Origin of the sequence: Duganella sp. LjRoot269 (genome assembly GCF_964254095.1) — a bacterium.
Classification (GTDB): Bacteria; Pseudomonadota; Gammaproteobacteria; order Burkholderiales; family Burkholderiaceae_D; genus Rugamonas; species Rugamonas hordei.
In genome coordinates this window covers 2,151,939-2,176,854 of the sequence record NZ_CAXUSL020000001.1, presented here as the reverse complement: position 1 = coordinate 2,176,854, position 24,916 = coordinate 2,151,939, and the positions used below count along the sequence as shown (strand labels likewise).

At 64.8% G+C, this 24,916-nt stretch carries 21 protein-coding genes; 5 read left to right on the top strand and 16 right to left on the bottom strand.

What is annotated here, in order from left to right; all coding sequences use genetic code 11:
* Nucleotides 1-43 precede the first annotated feature (43 nt).
* From ACSQ3S_RS09650 to ACSQ3S_RS09590, 13 genes are all read right to left on the bottom strand, one after another.
* The gene (locus ACSQ3S_RS09650; RefSeq protein WP_436145003.1) at nt 44-4,963 is read right to left on the bottom strand and encodes a two-component regulator propeller domain-containing protein; all 4,920 of its coding nucleotides are present in this window, start codon (nt 4,961-4,963) and stop codon (nt 44-46) included.
* A gap of 98 nt (nt 4,964-5,061) precedes the next feature.
* On the bottom strand, nt 5,062-6,237 hold the full coding sequence (locus ACSQ3S_RS09645) for a patatin-like phospholipase family protein (protein ID WP_176655128.1): 1,176 nt from the start codon (nt 6,235-6,237) through the stop codon (nt 5,062-5,064).
* 40 nt (nt 6,238-6,277) lie between these two features.
* Complete coding sequence (gene ggt, locus ACSQ3S_RS09640) at nt 6,278-8,056, bottom strand: gamma-glutamyltransferase (RefSeq protein ID WP_436142234.1); 1,779 nt, start codon at nt 8,054-8,056, stop codon at nt 6,278-6,280.
* An 82-nt stretch (nt 8,057-8,138) separates the two neighbouring features.
* Entirely contained in the window at nt 8,139-8,897 is a 759-nt protein-coding gene (locus tag ACSQ3S_RS09635; RefSeq protein ID WP_436142233.1) for an SDR family NAD(P)-dependent oxidoreductase, read from the bottom strand.
* Between the two features lie 90 nt (nt 8,898-8,987).
* Nucleotides 8,988-9,458, bottom strand: a complete 471-nt coding sequence (locus ACSQ3S_RS09630) for a hypothetical protein (RefSeq protein WP_436142232.1) — start codon at nt 9,456-9,458, stop codon at nt 8,988-8,990.
* Nucleotides 9,455-9,892: a hypothetical protein gene (locus tag ACSQ3S_RS09625; RefSeq protein WP_353404221.1), complete on the bottom strand. Its 438-nt coding sequence runs from the start codon at nt 9,890-9,892 to the stop codon at nt 9,455-9,457. The genes ACSQ3S_RS09630 and ACSQ3S_RS09625 overlap by 4 nt, the downstream gene beginning before the upstream one ends.
* Nucleotides 9,893-9,974: 82 nt before the next feature.
* Nucleotides 9,975-12,176 (bottom strand): sodium-translocating pyrophosphatase, encoded by a 2,202-nt coding sequence (locus ACSQ3S_RS09620; RefSeq protein WP_436142231.1) that lies wholly within the window; start codon nt 12,174-12,176, stop codon nt 9,975-9,977.
* A 179-nt stretch (nt 12,177-12,355) separates the two neighbouring features.
* The gene (gene adk, locus ACSQ3S_RS09615) at nt 12,356-13,012 is read right to left on the bottom strand and encodes an adenylate kinase (protein ID WP_436142230.1); all 657 of its coding nucleotides are present in this window, start codon (nt 13,010-13,012) and stop codon (nt 12,356-12,358) included.
* Nucleotides 13,013-13,229: 217 nt separating this feature from the next.
* Nucleotides 13,230-13,988, bottom strand: coding sequence for a 3-deoxy-manno-octulosonate cytidylyltransferase (gene kdsB / locus ACSQ3S_RS09610; protein WP_436142229.1), 759 nt, complete (start codon nt 13,986-13,988; stop codon nt 13,230-13,232).
* A gap of 4 nt (nt 13,989-13,992) precedes the next feature.
* A complete protein-coding gene (locus ACSQ3S_RS09605) occupies nt 13,993-14,169 on the bottom strand; it encodes a Trm112 family protein (protein ID WP_008446346.1) in 177 nt (58 codons plus the stop codon).
* Entirely contained in the window at nt 14,150-15,286 is a 1,137-nt protein-coding gene (lpxK, locus tag ACSQ3S_RS09600; protein ID WP_436142228.1) for a tetraacyldisaccharide 4'-kinase, read from the bottom strand. Before lpxK ends, ACSQ3S_RS09605 begins: the two co-directional genes overlap by 20 nt.
* Nucleotides 15,287-15,347: 61 nt before the next feature.
* Nucleotides 15,348-15,782 (bottom strand): ExbD/TolR family protein, encoded by a 435-nt coding sequence (locus ACSQ3S_RS09595; RefSeq protein WP_176655119.1) that lies wholly within the window; start codon nt 15,780-15,782, stop codon nt 15,348-15,350.
* Between the two features lie 9 nt (nt 15,783-15,791).
* Complete coding sequence (locus ACSQ3S_RS09590; protein ID WP_176655118.1) at nt 15,792-16,397, bottom strand: MotA/TolQ/ExbB proton channel family protein; 606 nt, start codon at nt 16,395-16,397, stop codon at nt 15,792-15,794.
* Between the two features lie 1,180 nt (nt 16,398-17,577).
* Between ACSQ3S_RS09590 and xseA the strand changes: the two genes are divergently transcribed.
* The gene (xseA, locus tag ACSQ3S_RS09585) at nt 17,578-18,936 is read left to right on the top strand and encodes an exodeoxyribonuclease VII large subunit (RefSeq protein ID WP_436142227.1); all 1,359 of its coding nucleotides are present in this window, start codon (nt 17,578-17,580) and stop codon (nt 18,934-18,936) included.
* Nucleotides 18,937-19,026: 90 nt separating this feature from the next.
* On the opposite strand, the gene ACSQ3S_RS09580 is transcribed toward xseA, so the two are convergent.
* Nucleotides 19,027-19,398, bottom strand: coding sequence for a hypothetical protein (locus ACSQ3S_RS09580; RefSeq protein ID WP_436142226.1), 372 nt, complete (start codon nt 19,396-19,398; stop codon nt 19,027-19,029).
* 90 nt (nt 19,399-19,488) lie between these two features.
* Nucleotides 19,489-20,481 (bottom strand): glucokinase, encoded by a 993-nt coding sequence (glk, locus tag ACSQ3S_RS09575; protein WP_436142225.1) that lies wholly within the window; start codon nt 20,479-20,481, stop codon nt 19,489-19,491.
* Between the two features lie 267 nt (nt 20,482-20,748).
* On the opposite strand from glk, the gene ACSQ3S_RS09570 reads away from it, so the two are divergent.
* The 4 genes from ACSQ3S_RS09570 (at nt 20,749) to ACSQ3S_RS09555 (ending at nt 24,488) form a co-directional block, all read left to right on the top strand.
* Nucleotides 20,749-21,729, top strand: a complete 981-nt coding sequence (locus ACSQ3S_RS09570; protein WP_176655230.1) for a LacI family DNA-binding transcriptional regulator — start codon at nt 20,749-20,751, stop codon at nt 21,727-21,729.
* A gap of 137 nt (nt 21,730-21,866) precedes the next feature.
* Complete coding sequence (gene sodB, locus ACSQ3S_RS09565; RefSeq protein ID WP_176655113.1) at nt 21,867-22,445, top strand: superoxide dismutase [Fe]; 579 nt, start codon at nt 21,867-21,869, stop codon at nt 22,443-22,445.
* Nucleotides 22,446-22,538: 93 nt separating this feature from the next.
* Nucleotides 22,539-23,579, top strand: a complete 1,041-nt coding sequence (mgrA, locus tag ACSQ3S_RS09560; RefSeq protein WP_176655112.1) for an L-glyceraldehyde 3-phosphate reductase — start codon at nt 22,539-22,541, stop codon at nt 23,577-23,579.
* A 12-nt stretch (nt 23,580-23,591) separates the two neighbouring features.
* Complete coding sequence (locus tag ACSQ3S_RS09555; protein ID WP_176655111.1) at nt 23,592-24,488, top strand: LysR substrate-binding domain-containing protein; 897 nt, start codon at nt 23,592-23,594, stop codon at nt 24,486-24,488.
* On the opposite strand, the gene ACSQ3S_RS09550 is transcribed toward ACSQ3S_RS09555, so the two are convergent.
* The gene (locus tag ACSQ3S_RS09550) at nt 24,485-24,847 is read right to left on the bottom strand and encodes a hypothetical protein (protein WP_436142224.1); all 363 of its coding nucleotides are present in this window, start codon (nt 24,845-24,847) and stop codon (nt 24,485-24,487) included. The two genes, ACSQ3S_RS09555 and ACSQ3S_RS09550, sit on opposite strands and share 4 nt — an antisense overlap.
* Nucleotides 24,848-24,916 lie beyond the last annotated feature (69 nt).

The following is a 24,916-nucleotide window of genomic DNA, read 5'->3' as shown; positions in this document are numbered from 1 at the left end:
TGGACAGGCAAGGATTTGTGCGGGCCGCGCTCATTTTGAAACCTTAGTGCGTGCTAGTTGCCGCCGCGCGCAACAGCAGCTGACGCAGCTGCGGCATGGCCTCGGCGATGCGTTGCCAATTGCCGTGGTCGGCCTCCAGTTCCAGCTCGCCGCACAGCGCCTGCAATTCCTGCTCTTCCAGATATCCTGCGCTCCCCTTCATGCCGTGCAACAGACGGCTGGCGACTTCGCCGTCGCCCCGCTCCAGCGCCAGTTCCAGATCCGCCAGCCGCAGCGGCGCGTCCTGGTTGAAGGCGCTGCGCAGCCGGCCTTTCAAATCGCTGCCGCCGCTGTGCTGCGCCAGCCGTGCCGGCTCCAGCGCCGCCGGCGCCACGCCGAACAGCGCGTCGAGCTCCGGCGTGCCGGCCGCCGGATTGTGGCGCGGTTCCATGCGCGGCAGCTGGAGGCCGCGCTGCAGCTGGCGTTCGATCGCGCGGCTGAGCTGGAAGTGCAGCTTGTCCTCGTCGATCGGCTTGGTCAGGAAATCGTCCATGCCGGACGCCAGGTAGCGGCTGCGGTCTTCCTCGCTGGCGTTGGCGGTCAGCGCGATGATCATCAGTTCCTGGTCGCGCACCGGCGCGTCCTCCGTACCGCCGGAGCGTATCATGCGGGTGGCGCTGGCGCCGTCCATTTCCGGCATGCGGCCGTCCATCAGGATCAGGTCGTAGCGGGTCAGGGCGCAGGCCCGCACCGCCAGCGCGCCGTTGGCCGCGATGTCGACCTTGTGGCCCAGGTCTTCCAGCATCATGCGGATGATGATCTGGTTGGTCGGGAAGTCTTCCGCGCACAGCACCTTCAGCTGATGGCTGTGCGGCTCGCGCGGCACGTGCGGCACCATCGGCGGCGAAACGCCGTTCGCCAGCGGCAGCTCGAACGAGAACGTGCTGCCCTGCCCCGGCGCGCTGACGGCGTTGATCGAACCGCCCATCAGCTCGACCAGCTGGCGGCAGATCGCCAGTCCCAGGCCGGTGCCGCCGTAGCGGCGCGTGGTGGAGGCGTCGGCCTGCTCGAACTGCTGGAACAGGCGCGGAATGGCGTTCGCGTCGATGCCGATGCCGGTATCGGCCACCGTGAAGCGGATGCGGTTCAGCGCGCCCTTGTAGCCGGCGCGCGCGCGCTCGTCGTCCTCCTGCGGCACGCGCTCGACGCGCATGTTCACCGAACCATGGTCGGTGAACTTGAAGGCGTTGCCGACCAGGTTGACCAGCACCTGGCGCAGCCGCGTCGGGTCGCCCACGACGAACTGCGGCAGGCCGTCGCCGAACTCCAGGCTGAAACCGACGCTGTGCGCGGCGGCCTGCTCTTCGAACAGGCTGACCACGTTTTCCACCGCCGCCGACAGCGAAAAGTCGATGTTCTCGATGGTCAGCTTGCCCGCCTCGATCTTCGAGAAGTCCAGCAGATCGTTGATGATCGACAGCAGCGACTGCGCATTGGCCTGGCCGCGCAGGATCTGCTCGCGCGTGCTGTCGGCCAGCTTGCCGTCGCGCAGCGCGAAGTTCAGCATGCCGATCACGCCGGCCAGCGGCGTGCGCATCTCGTGGCTCATGTTGGCCAGGAACTCGGACTTCTGGCGGGTGGCGTCTTCCGCCTTGCGCTTGGCCAGGCGCAGGCGCTCGTCATTCTCCTGCAAGGCGCGGTTGGCCCGCGCCAGCTCCTCGGTGTGCAGCCGCACCTGCTTCTCCTGCTGCAGCAGCCGTTCCTGGGTCTGGCGCAGCGTCTGCAGCGCCTCTTCCAGCTGCTGGTAGGCGCGGGCGTTTTCCAGGCCGGCGGCGGCGTGCGAAGCCAGCGTCTGCAGCATGTCCATGTGCACCTGCTGGTAGCTGTTCTTCTCGGTACTCTGCACGCATAGCAGGCCGACCACCTTGTCGCTGACGACCAGCGGCGCGTACATCATCGAATGCGCCTTGGCCACCGGCACGCCGTCCTCGCGCACGCATGGCACCAGGCTGTCGAGGCCCGAATCGTCCATGTAGCTGCCGTATTCGGCAAAGAAATCGTTGATGAAGATCGGCTTGCGCTGCTCCAGGCACCACACGGCCAGCTGGTTCGGTTCATCCAGCCGGCGCTGGTACGGCAAGGTGCGCACGCCGCCTTCGATCGCGAACGGGAAGTCGATCACGCCGTCCTCCTCGCGCACGAAGCCGATGCCGAAGATCTGCGCGTTCATCAGGTGGTGCACGTGGCGGTACAGCGTGCGCATGGTGGTTTCCATGTCCAGCGTGGCGCTCATCTCGCGTCCCAGCTCGCTGAGCACCGAGATGTTGCGGTGCGCCTGCTCGACGTTTTCCTTCTGCCGCTCGACTTCCTGTTTCTGCCGCTCGGTGTCGACGCGGCGCTGCTCCGCCTCGGCGCGTTGCGCTTCCGCTTCCAGCCGGCGCTGCTCCAGCTCCTGCTTCTGCTGCTGCAGCAACAGGTTCTTCTGCTCGATCTCCGCCGTGCGCGAGCTGACCAGCTGCTCCAGCCGCTGCTGCTGGTGGTGCAGGCTGCGCACGCGCCCTTTGTACGCCACATAGCCGGCGCCCAGCGCCAGCAGGCCAAGCAGGCCGCGGAACCACCAGGTTTTCCAGAACGGCGGCTCGATGGTGATCTCCAGCGTGGCCGCGTTGTCGTTCCAGATGCCGTCCTTGTTGGCGGCCTTGACGCGGAAGGTGTACGTGCCCGGATCGAGATTGGTGTAGGTGGCGAAACGCTTGCTGGAATCGGTCACCACCCAGTCCTCGTCGAAGCCCTGCAACTGGTAGGCGAAGCGGTTGCGCTGCGGCGCGGCGTAGTGCAGCGCCGCGAACTCCAGCGAGAACACCGAGTCGGATTCCGGCAGCGTCAGCGCGCTGGTGTGCTCGATCGCCGTCTTCAGCACGTCCGGATGCTCGCCCTGGCCCGGCTTGAGCGACTTGTTGAAGATCTGGAAATCGGTGATGGCCACCGTCGGCGCCACGCTGTTCTCGCGCACTTCCGACGGCGAGAACGCGGTGATGCCGTTGAAGCCGCCGAAGTACAGCGTGCCGTCCGGCGTGCGCAGCGCGGCGCCGTCGAAGTAGGCGCCTTCGATGGTGCCGTCGGCGCCGCTGTAGTTGCGCACCAGGCCCGTTTGCGTGTTCAGGCGCGACAAGCCGCTGTTGGTGCTCAGCCAAAGGTTGCCGGCATCATCCGGCAGGATCGAGGCGATGGCGTCGTCGGCGATGCCGTCCTTGCGCAGGTAGCGGCGGAAGCGGATGGCGCCGTCGGCCGCCACCTCCATCTTGTTCAGGCCCGCCGCCGTGCCGACCCAGATCGTGCCGCGGCCGTCCTCGTACAGGTAGTGCACCTCGTCGTGACTGAGGCTGAACGGATCGGCAGGGTCGCGCCGGAAGTGGCGGAACTTGCCGGTCTTGCGGTCCAGCAGATCGAGGCCGTTGAAGGTGCCTATCCACAGCTGGCCGCGACGATCTTCCAGTATCGGCCGCACCACGTTGTCGGACAGGCTGGCGCTGTCGGACGGATCGTGGCGGAAGGTGCGCACGTCCATCGTCGCCGGATCGAGCCGGTGCAGGCCGCCGCGCGAGGCGATCCACAGCACGCCGCTACGGTCGCCGACGATGTTGCGGATGGTGTCGCTGGCCGGGTCGCCGCGCACGAAGGACAGCGCGCTGATCTTGCCGGTGGCGACGTTCAGGTGGTTGATGCCGGCGCGCCCGCCTATCCACATATTGCCGTTCTTCTCGCGCCACAGCGACGTCACCTGGTCGTCGCTCAGGCTGTTCGCGCGCAGCGGATCGTGGCGCCACACCTTGCCCTCGCCGCTGACCGGGTCGTACAGATTCAGGCCGCCACTACTGCCCAGCCACAGCTGGCCGCGCGCCTCGGCGACGATGGCGCGTACCTTGTTGTCCGACAGCGAGTTCGGCGTGTCCGGCTGGCGCACGATGCGGGCGAAGCCGCCGCTGCCCATGTCGACCCGGCTGGCGCCGTCGTTCCAGGTGCCGACCCAGAACGTGCCGACGCGGTCGCGGAACAGCGCCGAGATCTGGTTGTCGGCCACGCTGTGGTTGTCGCTGAACTGGTGGCGGTACTGCACCAGCCGGTTCTCCGGCGGCAACCAGCGGAACAGGCCATCGGCCTGCGTGCCGACCCAGACATTGGTTTCCGCGTCCACGTACAGCGTGGTGATGCTGACGTCCGGCTTCAATCCTTCGCGCAGGCCGAGGCGGCGGCGCTGCGGCTCGCTGCCCAGCAGGCGCCATTGTTCCAGTCCGCCCAATGTGCCGATCCACAGCGTTTGCGCGCTGTCGACCTGCAGCGCCAGCACCGCGTTGAACTTGCTGTCGCCGCCGGCGTCTATCGCGTAGTGCTGGAAGCGCGAAGCGCCCGGCGCCAGCATATCGAGTCCGGTGGCGGTGCCCACCCACAGCCGGCCGGCGGCGTCGCGCGCCAGCGCGTTGACCTGGTCGTTGGCCAGGCTGCCGGCATCGGCCGGATCGTGGTGCCAGCTGGTGAAGCGCGCGGTGGCCGGGTCGAAGTGATGCAGGCCGTCGGCGCTGGCCAGCCACAGGCCGCCCAAGCCATCGTCGGCGATCGCGCGCAGGTGGCGGTTGCCGTTGCCGCGCTGCGCCGATTCATGCGGCAGGAAGTGGGTGAAGGTCTTGCTGGCCGCGTCGTAGCGATCCAGGCCGCCGTCCGTGCCGACCCACAGCTGGCCGGCAGGGTCGAGATGCAGCACGCGTATCCAGTTGTCGCCCAGGCTGCGCGGATCGGAGATGGCGCTCTTGTAGGTGACGGTGCGGTAGCCGTCGAAGCGGGTCAGGCCGGCCTGGGTGCCTAGCCAGATGAAACCCTGCTTGTCCTGCGCGATGGCCAGCACCGATTCCTGCGCCAGTCCGTGCTCGACGCTGAGCTGCTCGAAGCGCAGCGTGCGCGGCGGCGCGCCGGCCCATGCGGCGGCCATGCCCAGGCCCCACAACAGCAGGACCGGCAGCAGCAAGCGGCTACAGAGACGAACTAAAAACAGCAAGGGAGCCCCGTTAATCAGATAAAACCCTGGATTCAGGATTCGAAGAAGGCCAGCACATCGTCCTTGCGCGCCTGCGTGTCGCGCTGTCCGAGCCGGATCAACTCGCAAGTATATGTCGATTCGAACAGCAGGTACGAAGCGAGTGCGGCGCCGCGCGTTTCGGTCGCTCCTATCCCGGACAGCATGGTGCGTATCGGCGCCGGCAGGCTGGCGATGTGGCGGCTGGCGATATCGTCGAGCCGCTCGGACGGCGCGATCACCAGCAGCTGCACCGGCTTGAGCGGGGTTTTCTCCAGCAGCTCCGGCGGCAGCATCGACAAGGTCTTGTTGACCCGCTCCAGCCGCTCGATGTCGACGGCCAGGCTGTCGAGGAAGATCGACGACATCGCGTGGCCGGCGATCTGCGCCAGGCTGGGATAGCGCGCCGCGCTCTTTTCGGCGGCGCTGCGGGCCGGCTCGGTCAGGCGGCCGGCGCCGACCACCAGCACCTTGGACGCGCCGAGGTGGATGGCCGGCGAGATCGGCGCCAGCTGGCGCATCGAACCGTCGCCGCAGTATTCCCGGTGGCCGCCCATGTACAGCGGTGTGGCCGGGAAGATGAACGGGATCGCCGACGACGCCAGCAGATGCTCGACGCCGATCTGGTCCTGCAGGGCCACGCGCTGCATGCGTATCCACGGCACGATGTCGGCGGCGGTCTGGTAAAAGGTCAGGTGGTTGCCGGCGGTGTAGGACGAGGCGGTGACGGCCAGCGCGTGCAGCAGGCCTTCGGACAGCACGGAGTCCAGCCGCGGCAGGTCGAGCATGCGGTGCAGCAGGCCGACCAGCGGCGTATTGTCCAGCAGCGAGGCGGGCGGCGCGGCGCGCCACTTGCGCAGCAGCCAGCCGAACGACAGCAAGGACAGCCAGCGCGCGCCGGAGCGGATCACGCCCAGCGAATCGGCGCGGTAGACCTGTTCGACCTCGATGTTCTGCCACACGTCGAGCAGCTTCTGCACGCCCTCGCCGAAGTTGTCGGCGCGGCAGGCCAGCGCGGTGGCGTTGATGGCGCCGGCCGAGGTGCCGCAGATGATGTCGAAGGGGTTGCGCGCCGGCGGCCAGCCCGCTTCCCACAGTATTTCCGAGATTGCCTGCAGCACGCCGACCTGGTAGGCGGCGCGGGCACCACCGCCCGTCAGGATCAGTCCTGTTTTCTTTTGAATTCCCATTCGACAAGATTAGCAGGGTCTGCCGGATTTGGGGAGGATTTTAGTCTCCCAGCACGATGCCTTCGCGGCGCGGATCGGCGCCGCCGAACCACTCATCCTTGCCGTTGACGGTACGGCGCTGGATGCCCTGCAGGCCTGAGTTCTGCTCGAATTCGCGCACCTGGTGGCCGCGCGCCTTCAGCTGCTCGATCACGGCCGGGCTGACGCGTCCCGCCTCCAGCTCGGTCGGGCCGTTGCGGCTGCCGAGGTTGGGCAGGCTGATGGCCTGCTGGACATTCAACTGCCAGTCCAGCGTGCCGACCAGCACCTTGGCCACGTAGTTGATGATGGCCGAGCCGCCCGGCGAACCGGTGGCCAGCACCAGCTTGTGCGTGCCCTTGTCGAACACCAGCGTCGGCGACATCGCGCTGCGCGGGCGTTTGCCGGCCTGCACGCGGTTGGCGATCGGGCCGTTTTCATCCTGAGAATCGAAGGAGAAGTCGGTCAGCTGGTTGTTGAGCATGAAGCCGTCGACCATCTGGCGCGCGCCGAAGGCGTCTTCCACCGAGGTGGTCATCGACAGGCCGCCGCCGAAGCCATCCACCGCCACCAGGTGCGAGGTGGATGGCTTGTCGATCGCGGTGTCGGCGCCCCAGGCCACCTGCATCGTGGCCGGCGTGCCGTATTTGGCCACGCCCATCGATTTTTCGCCGATCAGCGCCGCGCGCTGCGCCAGGTAGCCCTTGTCCAGCATGGCGGCGATGCCCTTGCCCGGCAGCGGCACGAAGTCGGTGTCGGCGAGATAGCGGTTGCGGTCCGCGTAGGCCAGGCGGCCCGCTTCAGTGAACAGGTGGATGCCTTCGGCCGTCAGCTGGCCGTTGACCGGCTTGTACGGGCTGATGTCCTTCACTTCGAGGATGCCCAGCATCTGCGCGATGGCGATGCCGCCGGACGACGGCGGCGGCGCGCCGCACACGGTCCAGGCCTTGTAGTCGCTGCAGACCGGCGCGCGCTCCTTGGCCTGGTAGCCGGCGATGTCGGCGGCGGTCAGCTTGCCCGGATTGGTCGGATGCGACGCCACCTTGGCCGCGATGTCGTTGGCGATGCGGCCCTTGTAGAAGGCGTCGGCGCCGCCGTCGGCGATTTCGCGCAGCGTGCGCGCCAGCTCGGGATTTTTCAGCAGGTAGCCTACCGGACGCGGCTTGCCGTCCTGGTCGAAGAAGTAGGCGCGGGCGACCGGGTCGCGGGCCAGGTATTTATCCCACGACAGCAGCGCGTTCAGGCGCGGGCTGACGTTGAAGCCATCCTCCGCCAGCTTGATGGCGGGCGCGAACAGGGCCTTCCACGGCAGCTTGCCGTGCTCCTTGTGCGCCAGCTCCAGCATGCGCAGCACGCCGGGCGCGCCGACCGAGCGGCCGCCGATGACGCCGATCTCGCGCGAGACCGCCTTGCCGTCCTTGTCCTGGAACAGGTGTTCGTCCGCCGAGGCGGGCGCGGTTTCGCGGCCGTCGTAGGATTGCACGTGTTTGCCGTCGGAGTACAGCAGGAAGGAGCCGCCGCCGATGCCGGACGATTGCGGCTCGACCAGGGTCAGCACCAGCTGGGTGGCGATGGCGGCGTCGATCGCAGCGCCGCCCTGCTTGAGCATTTGATAACCGGCTTGCGTGGCCAGCGGATTGGCCGCCGCCACCATGAATTTTTGCGAGGACTTGCCGGCTTTGGCCGTGTAGCCGGTGGCGATTTCGGGCGCCGCGTCGGCGGTGGTGCGTTGTGCGTGGGCCGGCATGTGCAGCGCGCCCAGCACGGCGAGGCTTAAAGCCAGTGTCTTCAAACGTATCATGGACTCTCCAAAATAAAAGGCGCGCGGCCTGGGCCGCGCGCCCGATCACTCTGGCATCGTACACGAAATCGTGCAGTAAGTTTTACTTCGGCTGCATGCGGATGGCGCCGTCGAGGCGGATCGATTCGCCGTTCAGCATGGCGTTCTCGATGATGCTGCGGGCCAGCTGTGCGTATTCGGACGGCTTGCCGAGGCGCGGCGGGAACGGCACCATGGCGCCCAGCGCGTCGCGCACTTCGGTCGGCATGCCCATCAACATCGGGGTTTCGAAGATGCCGGGGGCGATGGTCATCACGCGGATGGCGTTGCGCGACAGGTCGCGCGCCATCGGCAAGGTCAGGCCGACCACGGCGGCTTTCGATGCGGCGTAGGCGGCCTGGCCGATCTGGCCGTCGTAGGCGGCGACCGAGGCGGTATTGATGATGACGCCGCGTTCGCCGCTGTCGGTGGGGGCGGTCTTGCTCATGGCATCGGCGGCCAGGCGGGCCATGTTGAAGGTGCCGACCAGGTTGATGTTGATGGTGCGCTGGAATACGTCCAGCGGGTGCGGGCCTTCCTTGCCGACGGTCTTGACGGCCGGCGCCACGCCTGCGCAATTGACCAGGCCGCGCAGCGTGCCCAGCGCCGCGGCTGCGTCGATGACGGCCTTGCCGTCCGCTTCCGAGGTGACGTCGCACTTGACGAACACGCCCTTGAGTTCGGCGGCCAGCGCCTGGCCCGGCTCGACCTGCACATCGGCCAGCACGACCTTGCCGCCCTGTTCCGCGATCATGCGCGCCGTGGCGGCGCCCAGGCCCGAAGCACCGCCGGTGATGATGAATACATTGTCCTGAATTTGCATGCCCGTCCCCTGTCTTGTTGGTGTTTGACGTTTACGTAAACGTCACATCGCAATTGTAGCGAATTTTTCGGCGGCGATGAGGAAAACCTGTCAGCACTGCACTACGGCGCCGTTGCGGCTGCAGGTTTTGCCGGAGGGCATGATTACGGTGCCGGGGCCGGCCTGGTTGAGGTGGGTGCCGCTGGCGTCGTTGCAGCCGGTGGGGCCGCAGCCGTTCACCGCTTGCGGGGCGTTGGGCGGATTGAGCAGGGTTTGCAGCGACGGCGATGGCGGCATGGCCGGCATCGCCACTTGCGGCGCCTGCTTGACGACCGGCATGCGCTGGACGATCTGCGGCACCGGACGGCGCGGCATCGGCACCCGCGCCGGCGCGGTGCGGCACGGCTCCACCGCCAGGTGCTTGCCGTCCGCGCTGAGCTTGCAGACCGGCAGGCTGGCGTAATCCCGCAACTCGGACGCCGGCTTGGCGGCTGCGGGCGCCGGCGACTGGGCGGCCGCCAGCGTCGGCATTGCGCCGGGCAGCGCCAGCGACAATATCAGCAGCGCGGTGCGCGGGGTCATGGCGGCGGCACCACGGTACCGATCACCACGCGCCATGGCACCAGACAGGCGTCCACATTGGGATAGTAGCCTCTGGGATTGTCGCAGTAGTACAGCCGCCGCGTCCCCGGCCCGGCGTACACGGCCGCGTCGCCGGGCGGCAGATACCACGGCGCGCCGACATAGTAGCCCGGCGTGTAGTAATAGTAGGGATCGAGGTAGCCGTAACGCGGCCAGTACAGCGGCGCGCCGACAATGATGCCGCCGCGTACGTAACCATGGCCGCGCCCGTGATAGTAGCCGTGGCCGCCTGGTCCGCCGTGGAAATGATTATGACCGCCGCCCTGGAAATGGCCATGGCCGCCGCCCCCATGGCCATGCTGCGCCCACGCGTCAGGGCTGAGCAGCGCACCCAGCAGAAACGCCAGCGTCAGCGCCGGTTTCAACATGTTCATGGCATTCCCTCGCGTAGTGCTACACCTTCCATTATTAGCAGGTGTGGCACAGGAGGGAAGCCACTGAAACAATTCGTAACGCTTACTTGGCGGGCACCGGCTGCGCTTCCGTCGCCGGCGGTGGCGGAGGCGGAGCATCGGCCGGCGCCATCATGCCGGCCCCGGGGGCCATCATCATCGCCGGCGGCGGCATCGCCGTGTGCGCGGCGACCGGTGCCGGCACCGTTACCGCCAGCCAACCCGACGCCGGCAGCAGCGGCACCAGCAGCAGCGCGACGATGTTGATGATCTTGATCAGCGGATTGACCGCCGGACCGGCCGTGTCCTTGTACGGATCGCCGACGGTGTCGCCGGTGACCGCCGCCTTGTGCGCGTCGGAACCCTTGCCGCCGAAGTGGCCGTCCTCGATGTACTTCTTGGCGTTGTCCCAGGCGCCGCCGCCGGTGGTCATCGAGATCGCCACGAACAGGCCGGTGACGATGGTCCCCATCAGCATGCCGCCCAGCGCGGCCGCGCCCAGCAGCATGCCGACCACGATCGGCACCGCCACCGGCAGCAGCGACGGGATGATCATTTCCTTGATCGCCGACGCGGTCAGCATGTCGACCGCCTTGTCGTATTCCGGCTTGGCCGTGCCTTCCATGATGCCCTTGATGTCGCGGAACTGGCGCCGCACTTCCACCACCACGGCGCCGGCGGCGCGGCCCACGGCCTCCATCGCCATCGCGCCGAACAGGTAGGGAATCAGGCCGCCGATGATCAGGCCGACGATCACCATCGGGTTCGACAGGTCGAAGGTGATGCTTTGCCCGCGCGATTCCAGCGCGTGCGTGTAGTCGGCGAACAGCACCAGCGCGGCCAGGCCGGCCGAACCGATCGCATAGCCCTTGGTGACGGCCTTGGTGGTGTTGCCCACCGCGTCCAGCGGATCGGTGATGGCGCGCACCGATTCCGGCATGCCGGCCATTTCGGCGATGCCGCCGGCGTTGTCGGTGATCGGTCCGTAGGCGTCCAGCGCCACGACGATGCCCGCCATCGACAGCATCGACGTCGCGGCGATCGCCACGCCGTACAACTGGCCCAGCTGGTAGGACACCAGGATCGCCGCGCACACCGCCAGCACCGGATAGGCGGTCGACTTCATCGACACGCCCAGGCCGGCGATGATGTTGGTGCCGTGGCCGGTGGTCGACGCTTCGGCAATATGGCGCACCGGATGGAAATCGGTGCCGGTGTAGTACTCGGTGATGTAGACCATCAGGCCGGTCAGCACGATGCCGACCACGGTGCAGCCCATCATCTTCATGCGCATGGCTTCGTCAGGCCAGATCTGCCAGGTGACGACGGCAAAGCCGACCAGCGACAAGCCGGCCGCCCACCACAGGCCGGTGTACAGCGCCGACATGATTTTCTTGCCCGGCTTGGCCTTGACCATCGAGCAGCCGATGATGGAGGCGATGATGGACACCGCGCCCAGCAGCAGCGGATAGACGATGGCCGACGTCGGCGCCGACGTGATCAGCAAGGCGCCCAGCAGCATGGTCGCGATCAGCGTCACGACGTAGGTTTCAAACAGGTCGGCCGCCATGCCGGCGCAATCGCCGACGTTGTCGCCGACGTTATCGGCGATCACCGCCGGGTTGCGCGGATCATCCTCCGGGATGCCCGCCTCCACCTTGCCCACCAGATCGGCGCCGACGTCCGCGCCCTTGGTGAAGATACCCCCGCCCAGCCTGGCGAAGATCGAAATCAGCGATGCGCCGAAGGCCAGGCCGATCAGCGGCTTGATGACGTCGTGCGGCGTCATGTTCGGATTGGGCACGGCGGTCGAGGCCACCATGGTGAGGAACATATAGAACAGCACCACGCCCAGCAGGCCCAGGCCGACCACCAGCATGCCGGTGATCGCGCCGCCCTTGAAGGCGACGTTGAGCGCCTCGTTCATGCCCTTGGTGGCCGCCTGCGCGGTGCGCACGTTGGCGCGCACCGAGACGTTCATGCCGATGAAGCCGCAGGCGCCGGACAACACCGCGCCGATCAGGAAGCCGATCGCGGTATGCATGTCGAGTAAAACTGCAATGAGTATGAGCAGCACCACGCCGACGATGGCGATGGTGCGGTACTGGCGCACCAGGTAGGCGGCGGCGCCCTGCTGGATGGCCAGCGCGATTTCCTGCATGCGCGGATTGCCCGCGTCCTGACTGAGTATCCAGCTTCTGGACCACAAACCATAAACCACGGCGATAACGCCGCACGCAACTGCTAACCAAAGACTAGCTGCCATAGTGTCCCCTTGTTTTTATTGATCGAGCCTACAAACCACACTTCAGAAAACCAACGCCCGCCGGGTAGGCAAGCGCAGCCAACTAAACCTGCGAACTGCAAAACTTCATAAAACGGGACGGCATCCAGCCGATTTTGGGCGCAAAAAAAGCGGACACTCGGTCCGCTCTACTTTACCGCTTATTCCGCCAGCGCTGCAAACGCGCTGTCGCGAATTTGCTCCACGGGGCCGACGCCCTCAATGCGGCGGTATTTCGGCGCGCCAGGCTGGCCCGATTGTGCCCAGCTATTGTAGTAACCCAACAGCACTTCGGTCTGGTTGTGGTAGACCTCCAGACGTTTCTTGACGGTTTCCGCCTTGTCGTCGGGACGCTGCACCAGGTCTTCGCCGGTGATATCGTCCTTGCCGTCGACCTTGGGTGGATTGAACTTGATATGGTAGACGCGGCCCGAACCCGGGTGGCAGCGGCGGCCATCCATGCGTTCGATGATCGATTCGTCCGGCACGGCGATTTCCAGCACGTAGTCGACCTTGACGCCGCCATCCTTCATCGCGTCCGCCTGGGCGACGGTACGCGGGAAGCCGTCGAACAGGTAGCCGTTGGCGCAGTCCGGCTGGGCCAGGCGATCCTTGACCAGGCCGATGATGATGTCGTCCGATACCAAACCGCCCTCGTCCATCACCTTCTTGGCGGCCATGCCCAACTCCGTACCCGCCTTGATTGCAGCACGCAGCATGTCGCCGGTGGAGATTTGCGGGATGTTATATTTTTCTTTGATGAAATTAGCCTGGGTGCCCTTGCCGGCACCTGGTGCTCCTAAAAGAATAAGACGCATGAAAAATTCCTAAAAAACAGATATTGGGTGGGTTAGTTGGTATCGGATCGTACGAAACTTACCACAAAACTTTGTCTCAACGCCAATTTATGACGGTTTGTACCGTTCTTAGCTGGCTAAATCCGGGCCCAGAGAGATATTCCGTATGAATACCGCACTGTTGCTTTCGTTATATCAGCCGTAACTGACTACTGGCTGACGCGCCTTTTGATGCAAATCAATAGAATTGCCGTACGCGAACGAGGTCTTCCGGCGTATCCACTCCGGCCGCGGGGGCCGTGTCGGTCACATGGACCGCGATGGGATAACCGTGCCACAGCACGCGCAACTGCTCCAGCGCTTCGATCGATTCCAGCGGCGACACTTCCAGCGCCGGGTAGGCTTGCAGGAAGTCGTTGCGGTAGGCGTACAGTCCGATGTGACGGAGCGGCACGTAAGCGGCAGGCAGTGTGTCTTTGGACTGCGCAAAGGCGTCGCGGTTCCAGGGTATGGTCGCGCGCGAAAAATAAAGCGCCCGGCCCGCCTTGTCCAGCACCACCTTGACCACGTTGGGGTTGAAGGCGTCGGCGGCGTCGTGCAGCGGATGGGCGCAGGTGGACATCGGCACGCCGGCGTTGATGCGCGACGCGGCCGCTTGCAGCAGCGCCGGGTCGATCAGCGGCTCGTCGCCCTGCAGGTTGACGACGACCGCGTCGGCCGCCAGGTTCAGCGCGCGCGCCACCTCGGCGATGCGGTCGGTGCCGGACGGATGGTCGGAACGGGTCATGCAGACTTCGACGCCGTGCCGCTCGCAGGCGGCGCGGATGTCTTCGTGGTCGGTGGCGACGATGATGCGGGCCGCGCCGGCCTGCTGCGCGCGCTCGGCCACGCGCACCACCATGGGCTTGCCGCCCAGGTCGGCCAGCGGCTTGTTCGGCAGGCGGGTCGAGGCCAGGCGGGCCGGGATGATGACGATGAACGGGGATACTGAAGACACGAGCTTATTCCGCCTTGTCCTGCAGCGTGCGGGCCTCGTCGGCCCACATGATGGGGATGCCGTCACGGATCGGATATGCCAGGCGGTCGCCCTTGCAGATCATTTCCTGGGCTTTTTTATCGTACTCCAGGGGGCCTTTGCAGACCGGGCAAACCAGGATATCAAGCAATCGAGCGTCCACGACATTTCTCCACAATTTGGTCGGCCAGCGCGCTATCGATGCGCGCGGTGACCGGGACGACCCATAGTCGCGGGTCATCTCTGAGTTCTTCAATTTGCGCACATTTTACTGCATCCTTCTCGGTCATCAAGATCAGGTCCGCATCGAGGGCGGCAAATGGACGGTCCTGGAAGTCGTGATGATCGGGCAGAGGCAGTTCGGTGATGCGCAAGCCGGCCGCTTTCAGCATGCCGAAAAAGCGCGCGGGATTGCCGATGCCGGCCGCCGCCGCGATGCGCAGGCCGGCGCCGCTGCTCGCCAACCCGGCCAACTCGGCCAGCGTGCGGCGCACGCCGCGGTCGCGCAGCTGCTCGGCGTGGTCGCCGGCAAGGACCATCTGGATCGGCGCCGGGGCGCCACGGTGCGCGCCGACGGCGGCCGCCAGTCCGGCGTCAAGCCGCGGCGTGTTGATGACGGTGAAATCGCGGCGGCGCGAGACGGGCTCCCGCAGCGGCCCGGCCGGCAGCAGCCAGCCATTGCCGGCGCCACGGCCGTCGAACAGGATGATCTCGATATCACGCTGCAGCGCGTAATGCTGCAGGCCGTCGTCGGTCAACAGGATGTCCACCTCCGGATGCGCCGCCAAAAGCGCGCGTCCGGTCGCGGCGCGGTCGCGCCCCACCATCACCGGACAGCCGGTTCTCTGCTTGATCAGCAGCGGCTCGTCGCCCACCTGCGCCGGCGTCGATGCGGCGCCCACTTCGCGCGCGCCGTCGGCACTGCTGCCATGGCCGCGCGAAATCACGCCCGGCTTCATGCCGGCTGCCTGCAGCGCCTGCACCAGCCAGATGGTCAGCGGCGTCTTGCCGGTGCCGCCGATGTAGATATTCCCCACCACGACCACCGGCACCGGCAGCCGCGACGACTTCAGCCAGCCGGCACGGAACATGGCCGCCCGCAAGCCGCTGAGCGCGCCAAACACCAGCGACACCGGCCACAAGGCGCAGGCCAGCGGCCCGCGCCGCAGCCAGTTGCGCGTCAGCGTCGTTTCGAGCGCAGACGATTTGGAAGGAGGATGGTTTAGCAAAATTAAGGAGCCTTGGCGAACTGCGTCATTCCCGCGCAGGCGGGAATCCATAGAACATCGGCTCCGGACGTTCAGCATGGATTCCCGCCTGCGCGGGAATGACGTTCACATATTATTTTGCGGCACTGGTCTGCGCGGCGAAGGTCAGCTTTTCATAGCCCGCGATGCGCGCCGCTTCCATCACGTTGATGACCATCTGGTGCATCGCGAACTGGTCGGCGTTGACGATCACCACCGGCGACTTGCCCGCCGCGCCGCCCTTGTCGGCGGCACTCTTCATCGCCTGCGCGAAACCGGCCACGTCGTGGAACGACACCGGCTCGCCGTTGATCGTGTAGTTGCCCTTGGCGTCCACCGTCACGTTCAGTTCGAACGGCTTGTCGGTCGCCTTCTGCGCGTCGGCAGTGGGCAGCGTGATCTGCAGCTCGGTGAACTTGCTGTAGGTGGTGGTCACCATCAGGAAGATCAGGATCACCAGCAGCACGTCGATGAACGGGATCAGGTTGATCTCGGGATCCTCGCGGTGCCGGCCTTTGCGGAAATTCATGCCGGGTCCTTACTTGCGCTTGAGGTGCACGACATCGACGAACTTCACCGCCTGCTGCTCCATCTCGATGATGAAGCTGTCCACCAGCGCGCGGAAGTGGCGATAGAAGACCAAGGTCGGCATCGCGATCGCCAGGCCGAAGCCGGTGTTATACAGGGCCACCGAAATGCCGTGCGCCAGTTGCGCCGGATTGGAACCGGTGGCGTTTTGCGCGCCGAAGATCTCGATCATGCCGACCACCGTGCCGAACAGGCCCATCAGCGGCGCCAGGGTCGCGATGGTGCCCAGCGTGGTCAGGAAGCGTTCCAGCATGTGGGCCACGCCGCTGCCGGCCTCCTCGATGGACTCCTTCATCACGTCGCGCGGCGATTCGATATTGCGCAGCGCCGCCGACAGCACGACGCCCAGCGGCGAACTCTTTTCCAGCTTGTCGATGATGTCGGGGGTGATGTTGCCGCCGCGGTAGACCTGCACCACCTCGTCCAGCAGCTTCTTCGGCAGGATCTTGCTGCGGCGCAGGTAGAGCAAACGTTCGATGATCAGGGCCGTCGCAACGATCGATGCGACCAGCAACAACCAGATAGGCCAACCTGCAGCTTGTAATATGGCGAGCAAAACGAACTCCTGTCTAGATAAACACCCGAAGGCGCAATGTATCTTGTTGGGCGGCACTCGGCAAGTGTCGATTCACCCGCGCTCGCGGCCGCCATCAGGCATGGACGAATGTTGTGCCCACTTATGCCCATATTCTGTTGATAAGATTGTGAGCAAGACATGCCATGCCGCCCTACTCCCTTGATTTTAATCAGTATTCTTTCCATGCGTAAAAATCTGGCATACGGAGGGTTGGGCGCTTTTTCAGCCACCAAAAGTGGCAAAGCCAAAACTTCTGCACACTTCTGCACATAAATTGTGGATAAGACTGTTAGCAAGGAAGCCCATCGTATACAAAGCCCTTGATTTATAAGGATATTTTTTCCATGCGTAAAAAAATCGCAGTAAAAACCTTGCTTTGTTGCACTGGTATGGATGTGGACTTCTGCACACTAAATGTGGATAAGATTGTTAGCAACGCTTCCCGCATCGTGAAAGAGCCTTGATTTATAAGGGAATTTTTGCCGTGAGTAAAAATCAAGCAGACTGTGCTTTTCGACCACTTTTCATAGGAGAAATGGCGTTTTCGATAAGACTGGATGGCGCCGCTACCGATAATGTCTGCCTATCGGCAACAAGGACTGACTTCTGCACATTTTGTGTGGATAAGATTGTTAGCAAGGCCGGGCACGCTGATCAAAGTCATTGATTTATATCAGATTTATTGCCATGCGTAAAAATGAAGCAAGCGGTTTTTTATCCCCAACACCCCGCCGAAGCTGGCCGGCCTGCCTGCCGCGGGATATTCAGCGGCCAACACCGGCTGGGGGCAAGTCCGAAGTTTTGCACAAATTCTGTGGATAAAAGTGTGCGTAATGGCCCCACCTGTAACATAAGTCATTGATTTGTCACAATATACTTTCCTTGCGTAAATTTTGAGCATTACAAAATCAACAAGAAGAAAATAACTATCGCTCACCAAAGTTTCGCACATCTTTTGTGGATAACTTTGTGCGTAACCATGAGTGGCCGACGCAAAGTACTTGATCCATAAGGGTTTTTCCTCATTGCACGCAAATACGGCAGAAAAGTTTACCTTTTAAAATCAAATATTTACCTATAATACTTGCTGCTTTAGATACTCTATGACCGCTGTGTGACCGAAACAGCATAGTGTGGATAGTTTCCTTTTTTGAAATCAATGAACTTCGACGACCGCACCGATTCCGCCCCAGCCGCCGCCCCCGTGATGACCGTTACCGCGCTCAACCAGGCGGTGGCGCGGCTGCTGGAACGCTCCTTCCCCCTGACGTGGATATCCGGCGAGGTATCGAATTTCACCAAGGCCAGTTCCGGCCACTGGTACTTCACGCTCAAGGACGACGCGGCCCAGGTGCGCGCGGTGATGTTCCGCGGCCGCGCGCAATATGCCGGCTTCATTCCGCGCGAAGGCGACAAGGTCGAAGTGCGGGCGCTGGTCACCTTGTACGGCGCGCGCGGCGACTACCAGATCAATGTGGAGGCGATACGCCGCGCCGGCGTCGGCTCGCTGTTTGAAGCGTTCCAGCGGCTGAAGGAAAAGCTGGACGCGGCGGGCCTGTTCCATCCGGAGCGCAAGCGCGCCTTGCCGCTGTTCCCGCGCACCATCGGCATCGTCACCAGCCCGCAGGCGGCGGCGCTGCGCGACGTGCTGACGGCGCTGAAACGGCGCGCGGCCCATGTGAACATCGTGCTGTATCCGACACCGGTGCAGGGCCAGGGCGCGGCGCAGAAAATCGCCGCCGCCATCGACACGGCCTCGCTGCGCGACGACTGCGACGTGCTGATCGTCTGCCGGGGCGGCGGCAGCATCGAGGACCTGTGGTCGTTCAATGACGAGGATGTGGCCTACGCGGTGGCCAACTGCCGCATGCCGGTGATTTCCGGCGTCGGCCACGAAACCGATTTTACGATCTGCGATTTCGCCGCCGACCTGCGCGCCGCCACGCCGACCGCCGCGGCCGAACTGGCCGTCACGCCGCGCGCGGACTGGATGGCGTCGCTGCGCGCGGACGTGGTCGACCTGCGCCGCGCGATGCGCCGCGGCGTCGGCGACGCCGCGCAAACGCTGGATAACTACGCGCGCCGGCTGCTGAACCCCGGCGCGCAGATCAAGCAGCAGCGCCTGCGCCTGCTGGCCCTGTCCACCGCGATGATGCACGCCAACCGCCAGCCCTTGTCGCAAGCGCGCTTCCAGCTCGATCGCCTGAGCGGCCGCCTCGGCGCCCGCAAGCCGGACGTGACGGCGGCGCGTTCCGCGCTGGCGGGCCTGCAGCACCGCGCCGGCATCAGCGTGACGCGCCAGCTGGCGCAGCGCCGCGATGCGCTGACGGCGCTGTCGTCGCAGCTGGAACTGTTGAATCCACAGCGCACGCTGGAACGCGGCTACGCCATCGTCACCGACGACAAAGGCGCCATCGTGCGCGCACCGGCGCAGCTGAAGCCGCACAGCACCCTGAACCTGCGCCTGGCCGAGGGCAGCGCCCAAGTCGGCGTGGAGTCGGTGCAGCAGTCCCTGTGACAAAGCGCGCATATCGGGCGCCGGAAACTCCGCAATAAAAACCCGCAGGCAGCGACAAACCATTGAATCCGCCTGGTCGCCCCGTCAGGTCTACTTCTTGATCGCGGGTTTGCCGGCCTTGCGCGTGCAGGATGTGTTGTCCTTGCTGGAAGATCCGATGTTTTCTCCGCCGCTGGCGTCCACCCCGCCCTGCGGCCGATGGCAATCAGCCTTCGCCCCTTTGGGCGGCTTGTTGTCGAACCCAGGCTTGGAGGCCGCCTGCTGCGATCCATCATTGCCGTTCTGGGGCCCCGTGGCGGCTTCCACCTCGCCACGCGCCGCCCCCTTGGGCTGGAACGCGGTCGATCCGGCGGTGCCGGTCGGCTGGACGGCATCCTTGGTTTGCGCCTGAACTCCCGCGCCGAAGCCGCAGGCCAGGCAAAATGCAGCGAGGCCGCATGCCCGGTTGATGATTGCCGCCATGATGGTTCTCCCTCGCGATGATAGAGCAACCATTGTGTCACCCGAAGGCGAAACCGACAGTAGGATAGCGCCGCCTGCGCGGGTCGGACGTCAGCCCGCCGACAACATCGCCGACATGCCGGTCAGCACCGGATGTTTTTCGGTGATCACATAAGTCGGGATATGCGACAGATAATCCGAGAAGCGCCCCTTCTGCTCGAAGCGCGCGCGGAAGCCGGAGCGTTCGAAGAAGTCGCTCATCTGCAGCACCGTGCGGCCGCCGATGTAGATGCCGCCCTTGGCGCCCAAGGTCAGCGCGACGTTGCCGGCCACCGTCCCCAGCATCTCGCAAAACGCCACCAGCGTCTCCTCGCAGACCGGATCGAGCCGGTGCATCCCGCGCTCCATGATCTGCGACGTCGTCAAGTTCTGCGGCTCGATGTGCGCCCGCTCGGCCAGCGCGCGGTAGGTCAGCACGATGCCGATGCCCGACACCAGCCGCTCGCTCGACACATGATCGTGGTAGCGCCGCGCGTAGCGCAGGATGTCGATCTCGCGCTCGTTCATCGGCGCGAAGGTGCTGTGCCCTCCTTCGCTGTCGATGGCGATCCAGCGGTCGCCGCCGGGCACCAGGCCCGACACGCCCAGCCCAGCATCCGCGCCGACCAGGCCGATGGTGGCGCCGATGCGCGCCACGCCGCCGCCGACCTGGTGCTTGTTTTCCGGCGCCAAGTAGGGCAAGGCGCTGGCCAGCGCGGTGAAGTCGTTCACCACCACCAGCGACTTCAGGCTGAATTGCGAACACACCGCCTCGATCGAGAACGACCAGTGGTGATTGGTCATCGTCACCCAGTCGCCGTCGATGGGATTGGCGATGGCGATGCCGGCGAAGCGGGCCTGGTATCCGCCCGCCGCCACCGTGGCCGGCTGCGACAGATAGGCCACCAGCGCCGCGCCCAAGGTCGGATAGGCGGCGCACTCGGTGACCCAGATCGCGTCGATCTGGTTGGGCGCCGTCTCCAGGCCGAAACTGGCGCTGCTGCCGCCGATGTCGGCCAGCAGGCGCGGGCCGTTCGCGAGGTGCGAAAAAGATTCGCGTTTCATGTCTCTTCCTAGTCTTTCTCAGGTGTTCCGAGGTTCTTTGCTGGCGACTTGATTATATGTCACTCAAGTTATGAAAACGTTTTCAAGCATGCTTTTCATTAAATACCGTATCCGGATGAAAGTCAATGTGCCGCGATCCGACGATTTGGCGAAGACCGCCGCGATTTATGGTAATCTTTCGCCGAAAAGGTTTTCATAAATATCACCATAATTAAAACAGGAATCACCTTGGCAGACACCCCACACCCTTCCGGCCCGTCGACTTTGATGGATGTAGCCCGCCAGGCGGGCGTGTCGCCCAGTACCGTTTCACGCATCCTCAACGGCACCGCCAGGGTGTCGGACGACAAGCGCCAGGCAGTGCTGGCCGCCATCGACAAGATGAACTTCGCGCCCAACCAGATGGCGCAGGGCCTGAAAAAAGGCCGCTCGATGACCATCGGCATCGTGGTGCAGGACATTTCCTCGCCGTTCTTCGACGAAACGCTGCGCGGCGTCGACGACGGCTTGAAGGGCACCGGCTACGCCTCGGTCATCGTCAGCGGCCACTGGAACGCGGAAGAGGAAGCGGAGCGCATCCGTCTGCTGCTGGCGCGCAAGGTCGACGGCATCATCCTGCTGTCGGGCCGCATGTCGGACCAGACGGTGCTGGGCTTTTCCGGCCAGCGCCCCATCGTCTCGACCGGCCGCGCGCTGCAGACCCGCACCGCGCTGGGCTTCAAGCTCGACAACGAATACGGCGCCTACCTGGCGGTCCACCACCTGATCGAGCTGGGCCACCGCAACATCGCCTTCATTTCCGGGCCGTCCAACAATATCGACGCCGCCGAACGCCTGGCCGGCTACACGCGCGCGCTGCAGGAAGCCAATATCCCGTTCAATCCCGAGCTGATCGTCGAGGGCAACTACCACGAGGCCAGCGGCATGCTGGCCATGAACCGCCTGTTCGACACCGGCCAGCAATTTACCGGCGTGTTCGCCGCCAACGACCTGAGCGCCTATGGCGCGCGGCTGGCGCTGTACCGCAAGGGCATCCGCGTGCCGGACGACATCTCGCTGGTCGGCTTCGACGATTTGCCCGGCTCCTCGTATACGACGCCGCCTTTAACCACTATACGCCAGCCCTTGTATGACATCGGCCGCATCGCCACCCAGGCGCTGCTGCGCATCATCAACGGCGAGGAAGCGCGCGGCGAAGTGCCGCCGTTGGAGCTGATCGTGCGCGAAACCACGCGGCGCGTGCGCTGACCGGCGGCCACAACAAGTAGCCACACGGAAAGCGGGCCTTTTCTGCGCCGAAGGCCCATCCGCTTTACAATGGTGGACGTTTCGGCAAAAATCATCCCCGTTTTTTTAACATCGTCAAACCAACAAAAGGAAGAACAATGGAACATACCCTGCCACCACTGCCGTATGCAATCGACGCCCTGGCGCCGCACATCTCGCAAGAAACGCTGGAATACCACTACGGTAAGCACCATCAAACGTATGTGACCAACCTGAACAACCTGATCAAGGGCACCGAGTTCGAAAACCTGTCCCTGGAAGAGATCATCAAGAAATCGTCCGGCGGCATCTTCAACAACTCCGCCCAGGTATGGAACCACACCTTCTACTGGAACAGCCTGACCCCGAACGGCAAAGGCGCGGCAGCCGGCGCGCTGGCCGACGCGATCAACGCCAAGTGGGGTTCGTTCGACAAATTCAAGGAAGAGTTCACCAAGTCGGCAGTCGGCAACTTCGGTTCGAGCTGGACCTGGCTGGTGAAAAAAGCCGACGGCACCCTGGACATCGTCAACACCTCGAACGCGGCGACCCCGCTGACCACCGACGCCAAAGCCCTGCTGACCTGCGACCTGTGGGAACACGCCTACTACATCGACTACCGCAACGTACGTCCGAAGTATCTGGAGACCTTCTTCAAGCTGGCCAACTGGGACTTCGCAGCCGCCAACTTCGCCTGATCCCGGGCTGCGGCCTAAGCAAAAAAAAAAGGAAGCTTCTGCCTGCGGCACAAGCTTCTTTTTTTACGCCTTCATCCCACAGGAGATTCGCCCATGACCTACCACGCCTCCCCGCACCGCTACGAAGAAATGCAATTCCGCACCTGCGGACGCAGCGGCCTGAAACTGCCGCTGATGTCGCTCGGCCTGTGGCACAACTTCGGCGACACCAACACCCTCGCCTCGCAGCGCGACATGCTGCGCACCGCCTTCGACCTGGGCATCACCCACTTCGACCTGGCCAACAACTACGGCCCGCCGTACGGCTCGGCCGAGACCAATTTCGGTCATCTGTACAAGGAAGACTTCAAGCCCTACCGCGATGAGCTGATCATCTCCACCAAGGCCGGCTGGGACATGTGGCCCGGCCCCTACGGCCAGGGCGGCGGCTCGCGCAAATACGTGCTGGCCAGCCTCGATCAGAGCCTGCAGCGCATGGGGCTCGACTACGTCGACATCTTCTATTCGCACCGCTTCGACCCGGACACGCCGCTGGAGGAAACCATGGGCGCGCTGGCGCACGCGGTCCAGCAGGGCAAGGCGCTGTATGTGGGCGTGTCGTCCTATTCGGCCGAGAAAACCGCCGAAGCGGCGCGGCTGCTGCACGAGTGGAAGGTGCCGTGCCTGATCCACCAGCCGTCCTACAATATGCTGAACCGCTGGATCGAGGACGAGGGCCTGCTCGACACGCTGGGCAAGCAAGGCATAGGCTGCATCACCTTCACCGCGCTGGCGCAGGGCATCCTGAGCGACAAATACCTGAACGGCATTCCTGCGGATTCGCGCGTCAACCGTCCGGGCGGCGGCTCGCTGCAGCAGTCGCACCTGAGCGAGGCCAACCTCGAACGCGTGCGCGGCCTGAACGAAATCGCCAAGGCGCGCGGTCAGACGCTGGCCCAGATGGCGCTGGCCTGGGTGCTGCGCGATCCGCGCGTCACGTCCACGCTGATCGGCGCCAGCAGCAGCGCGCAGATCCGCGAGAACGTCGCCGCCCTGAAGAACCTGAGCTTCAGCGCGGCCGAGCTGGCGGCCATCGACGAGCAGGCCAAGGAAGGCGCGATCAACCTGTGGGCCGGTTCGTCCAGCCACAGATAAGCGGCCCTCCCGATGGATCGTTTCAACGCCATGCGCATCTTCACCCGCATCGTCGAGCTGGGCAGTTTCAGCAAGGCGGCGGACGATTTGCAGATGCCGGCGGCCACCGCCACCTACACCATCAAGCAGCTGGAGGCGCACCTGGGCGTGCGCCTGCTGCAGCGGACCACGCGCCACGTCAGCACCACGCTGGACGGTCAGGCCTACTACCAGCGCTGCGTGCGCATCCTGGCGGACGTGGAGGAAACCGAGGCCGGCTTCGGCAATAGCGGCGTGGCGCCGCGCGGCAAGCTGCGGGTGGATTTGCAGGGCACGGTGGCGCAGCATTATGTGCTGCCGCGCCTGTCGGAATTCTTCGCCCGCTATCCCCAGCTGGAACTGGAGATCGGCATGGGCGACCGCCTGGTCGACCTGGTGCGGGACGGCATCGACTGCGTGCTGCGCGTGGGAGAGCTGCGCGACTCAAGCATGGTCGGCCGCCGCGTGGCGACGCTGCAGCAGGTCACCTGCGCCAGCGCCGCCTACCTGGACCAGCGCGGCACGCCGGCCACGCTGGAAGATCTCCACGGCCACCAGGCCGTCAACTTTTACTCATCCAGCAGCGGCAAGATGTTCCCGTTCGACTTCATCGTCGACGGCGAGGAGCGCAGCGTGCAGCTGCCCGGCGTGGTTTCGGTCAGCAACGCCGAGGCGTACGTGGCCTGCTGCGCCAACGGCCTGGGCCTGGTGCAGCTGCCGCGCTACCACGTCGCCAGGCACCTGGAAAGCGGCGCCTTCCGCGAAGTGCTCGGCGCGTGGCGGCCGAAGGCGATGCCGGTGTCGGTGCTGTATCCGCACCAGCGCCAGCTGTCGCCGCGCGTGCGGGTGTTCGTCGACTGGCTTACGGACGTAATGACGGCGGCAAGCTAGTTCCTGGTAGTGCGTGACCAGTCGCGCCGTTCTTCGCGCGGCTCCGCTTCCACGTCTTCCGGAACGCTGCCGTCGTCTTCCGGCTGCACCACGTCATGAAACTCGCCGTCGACCACCGGTATCGTCTCGACATGGTCGAAGCCTATGTCGGACGGCCCCGTGGTCATCTCCACGCCGGCGCGCTCGCCGGTGCCTTCCGCATCGGTATCGCTGTCGAGGCCGATATCCGGCTCGCCCACGACATCGCTGCCGCTGTCGGAATTGTCGCTGGGCCCCAGGGCGCGCGTGCCGTGGCCGCGTCCCAGGGTTCGGTCGGTACCTACCGGAATGTTATCCGGATCCAGAGTGCTGTCAGACATGATGGACTCCTTTTCTAAAACCTGATTGGACCACCGCCGCAGCGGCCGGTCCGTGCGCCCCCTCGCATA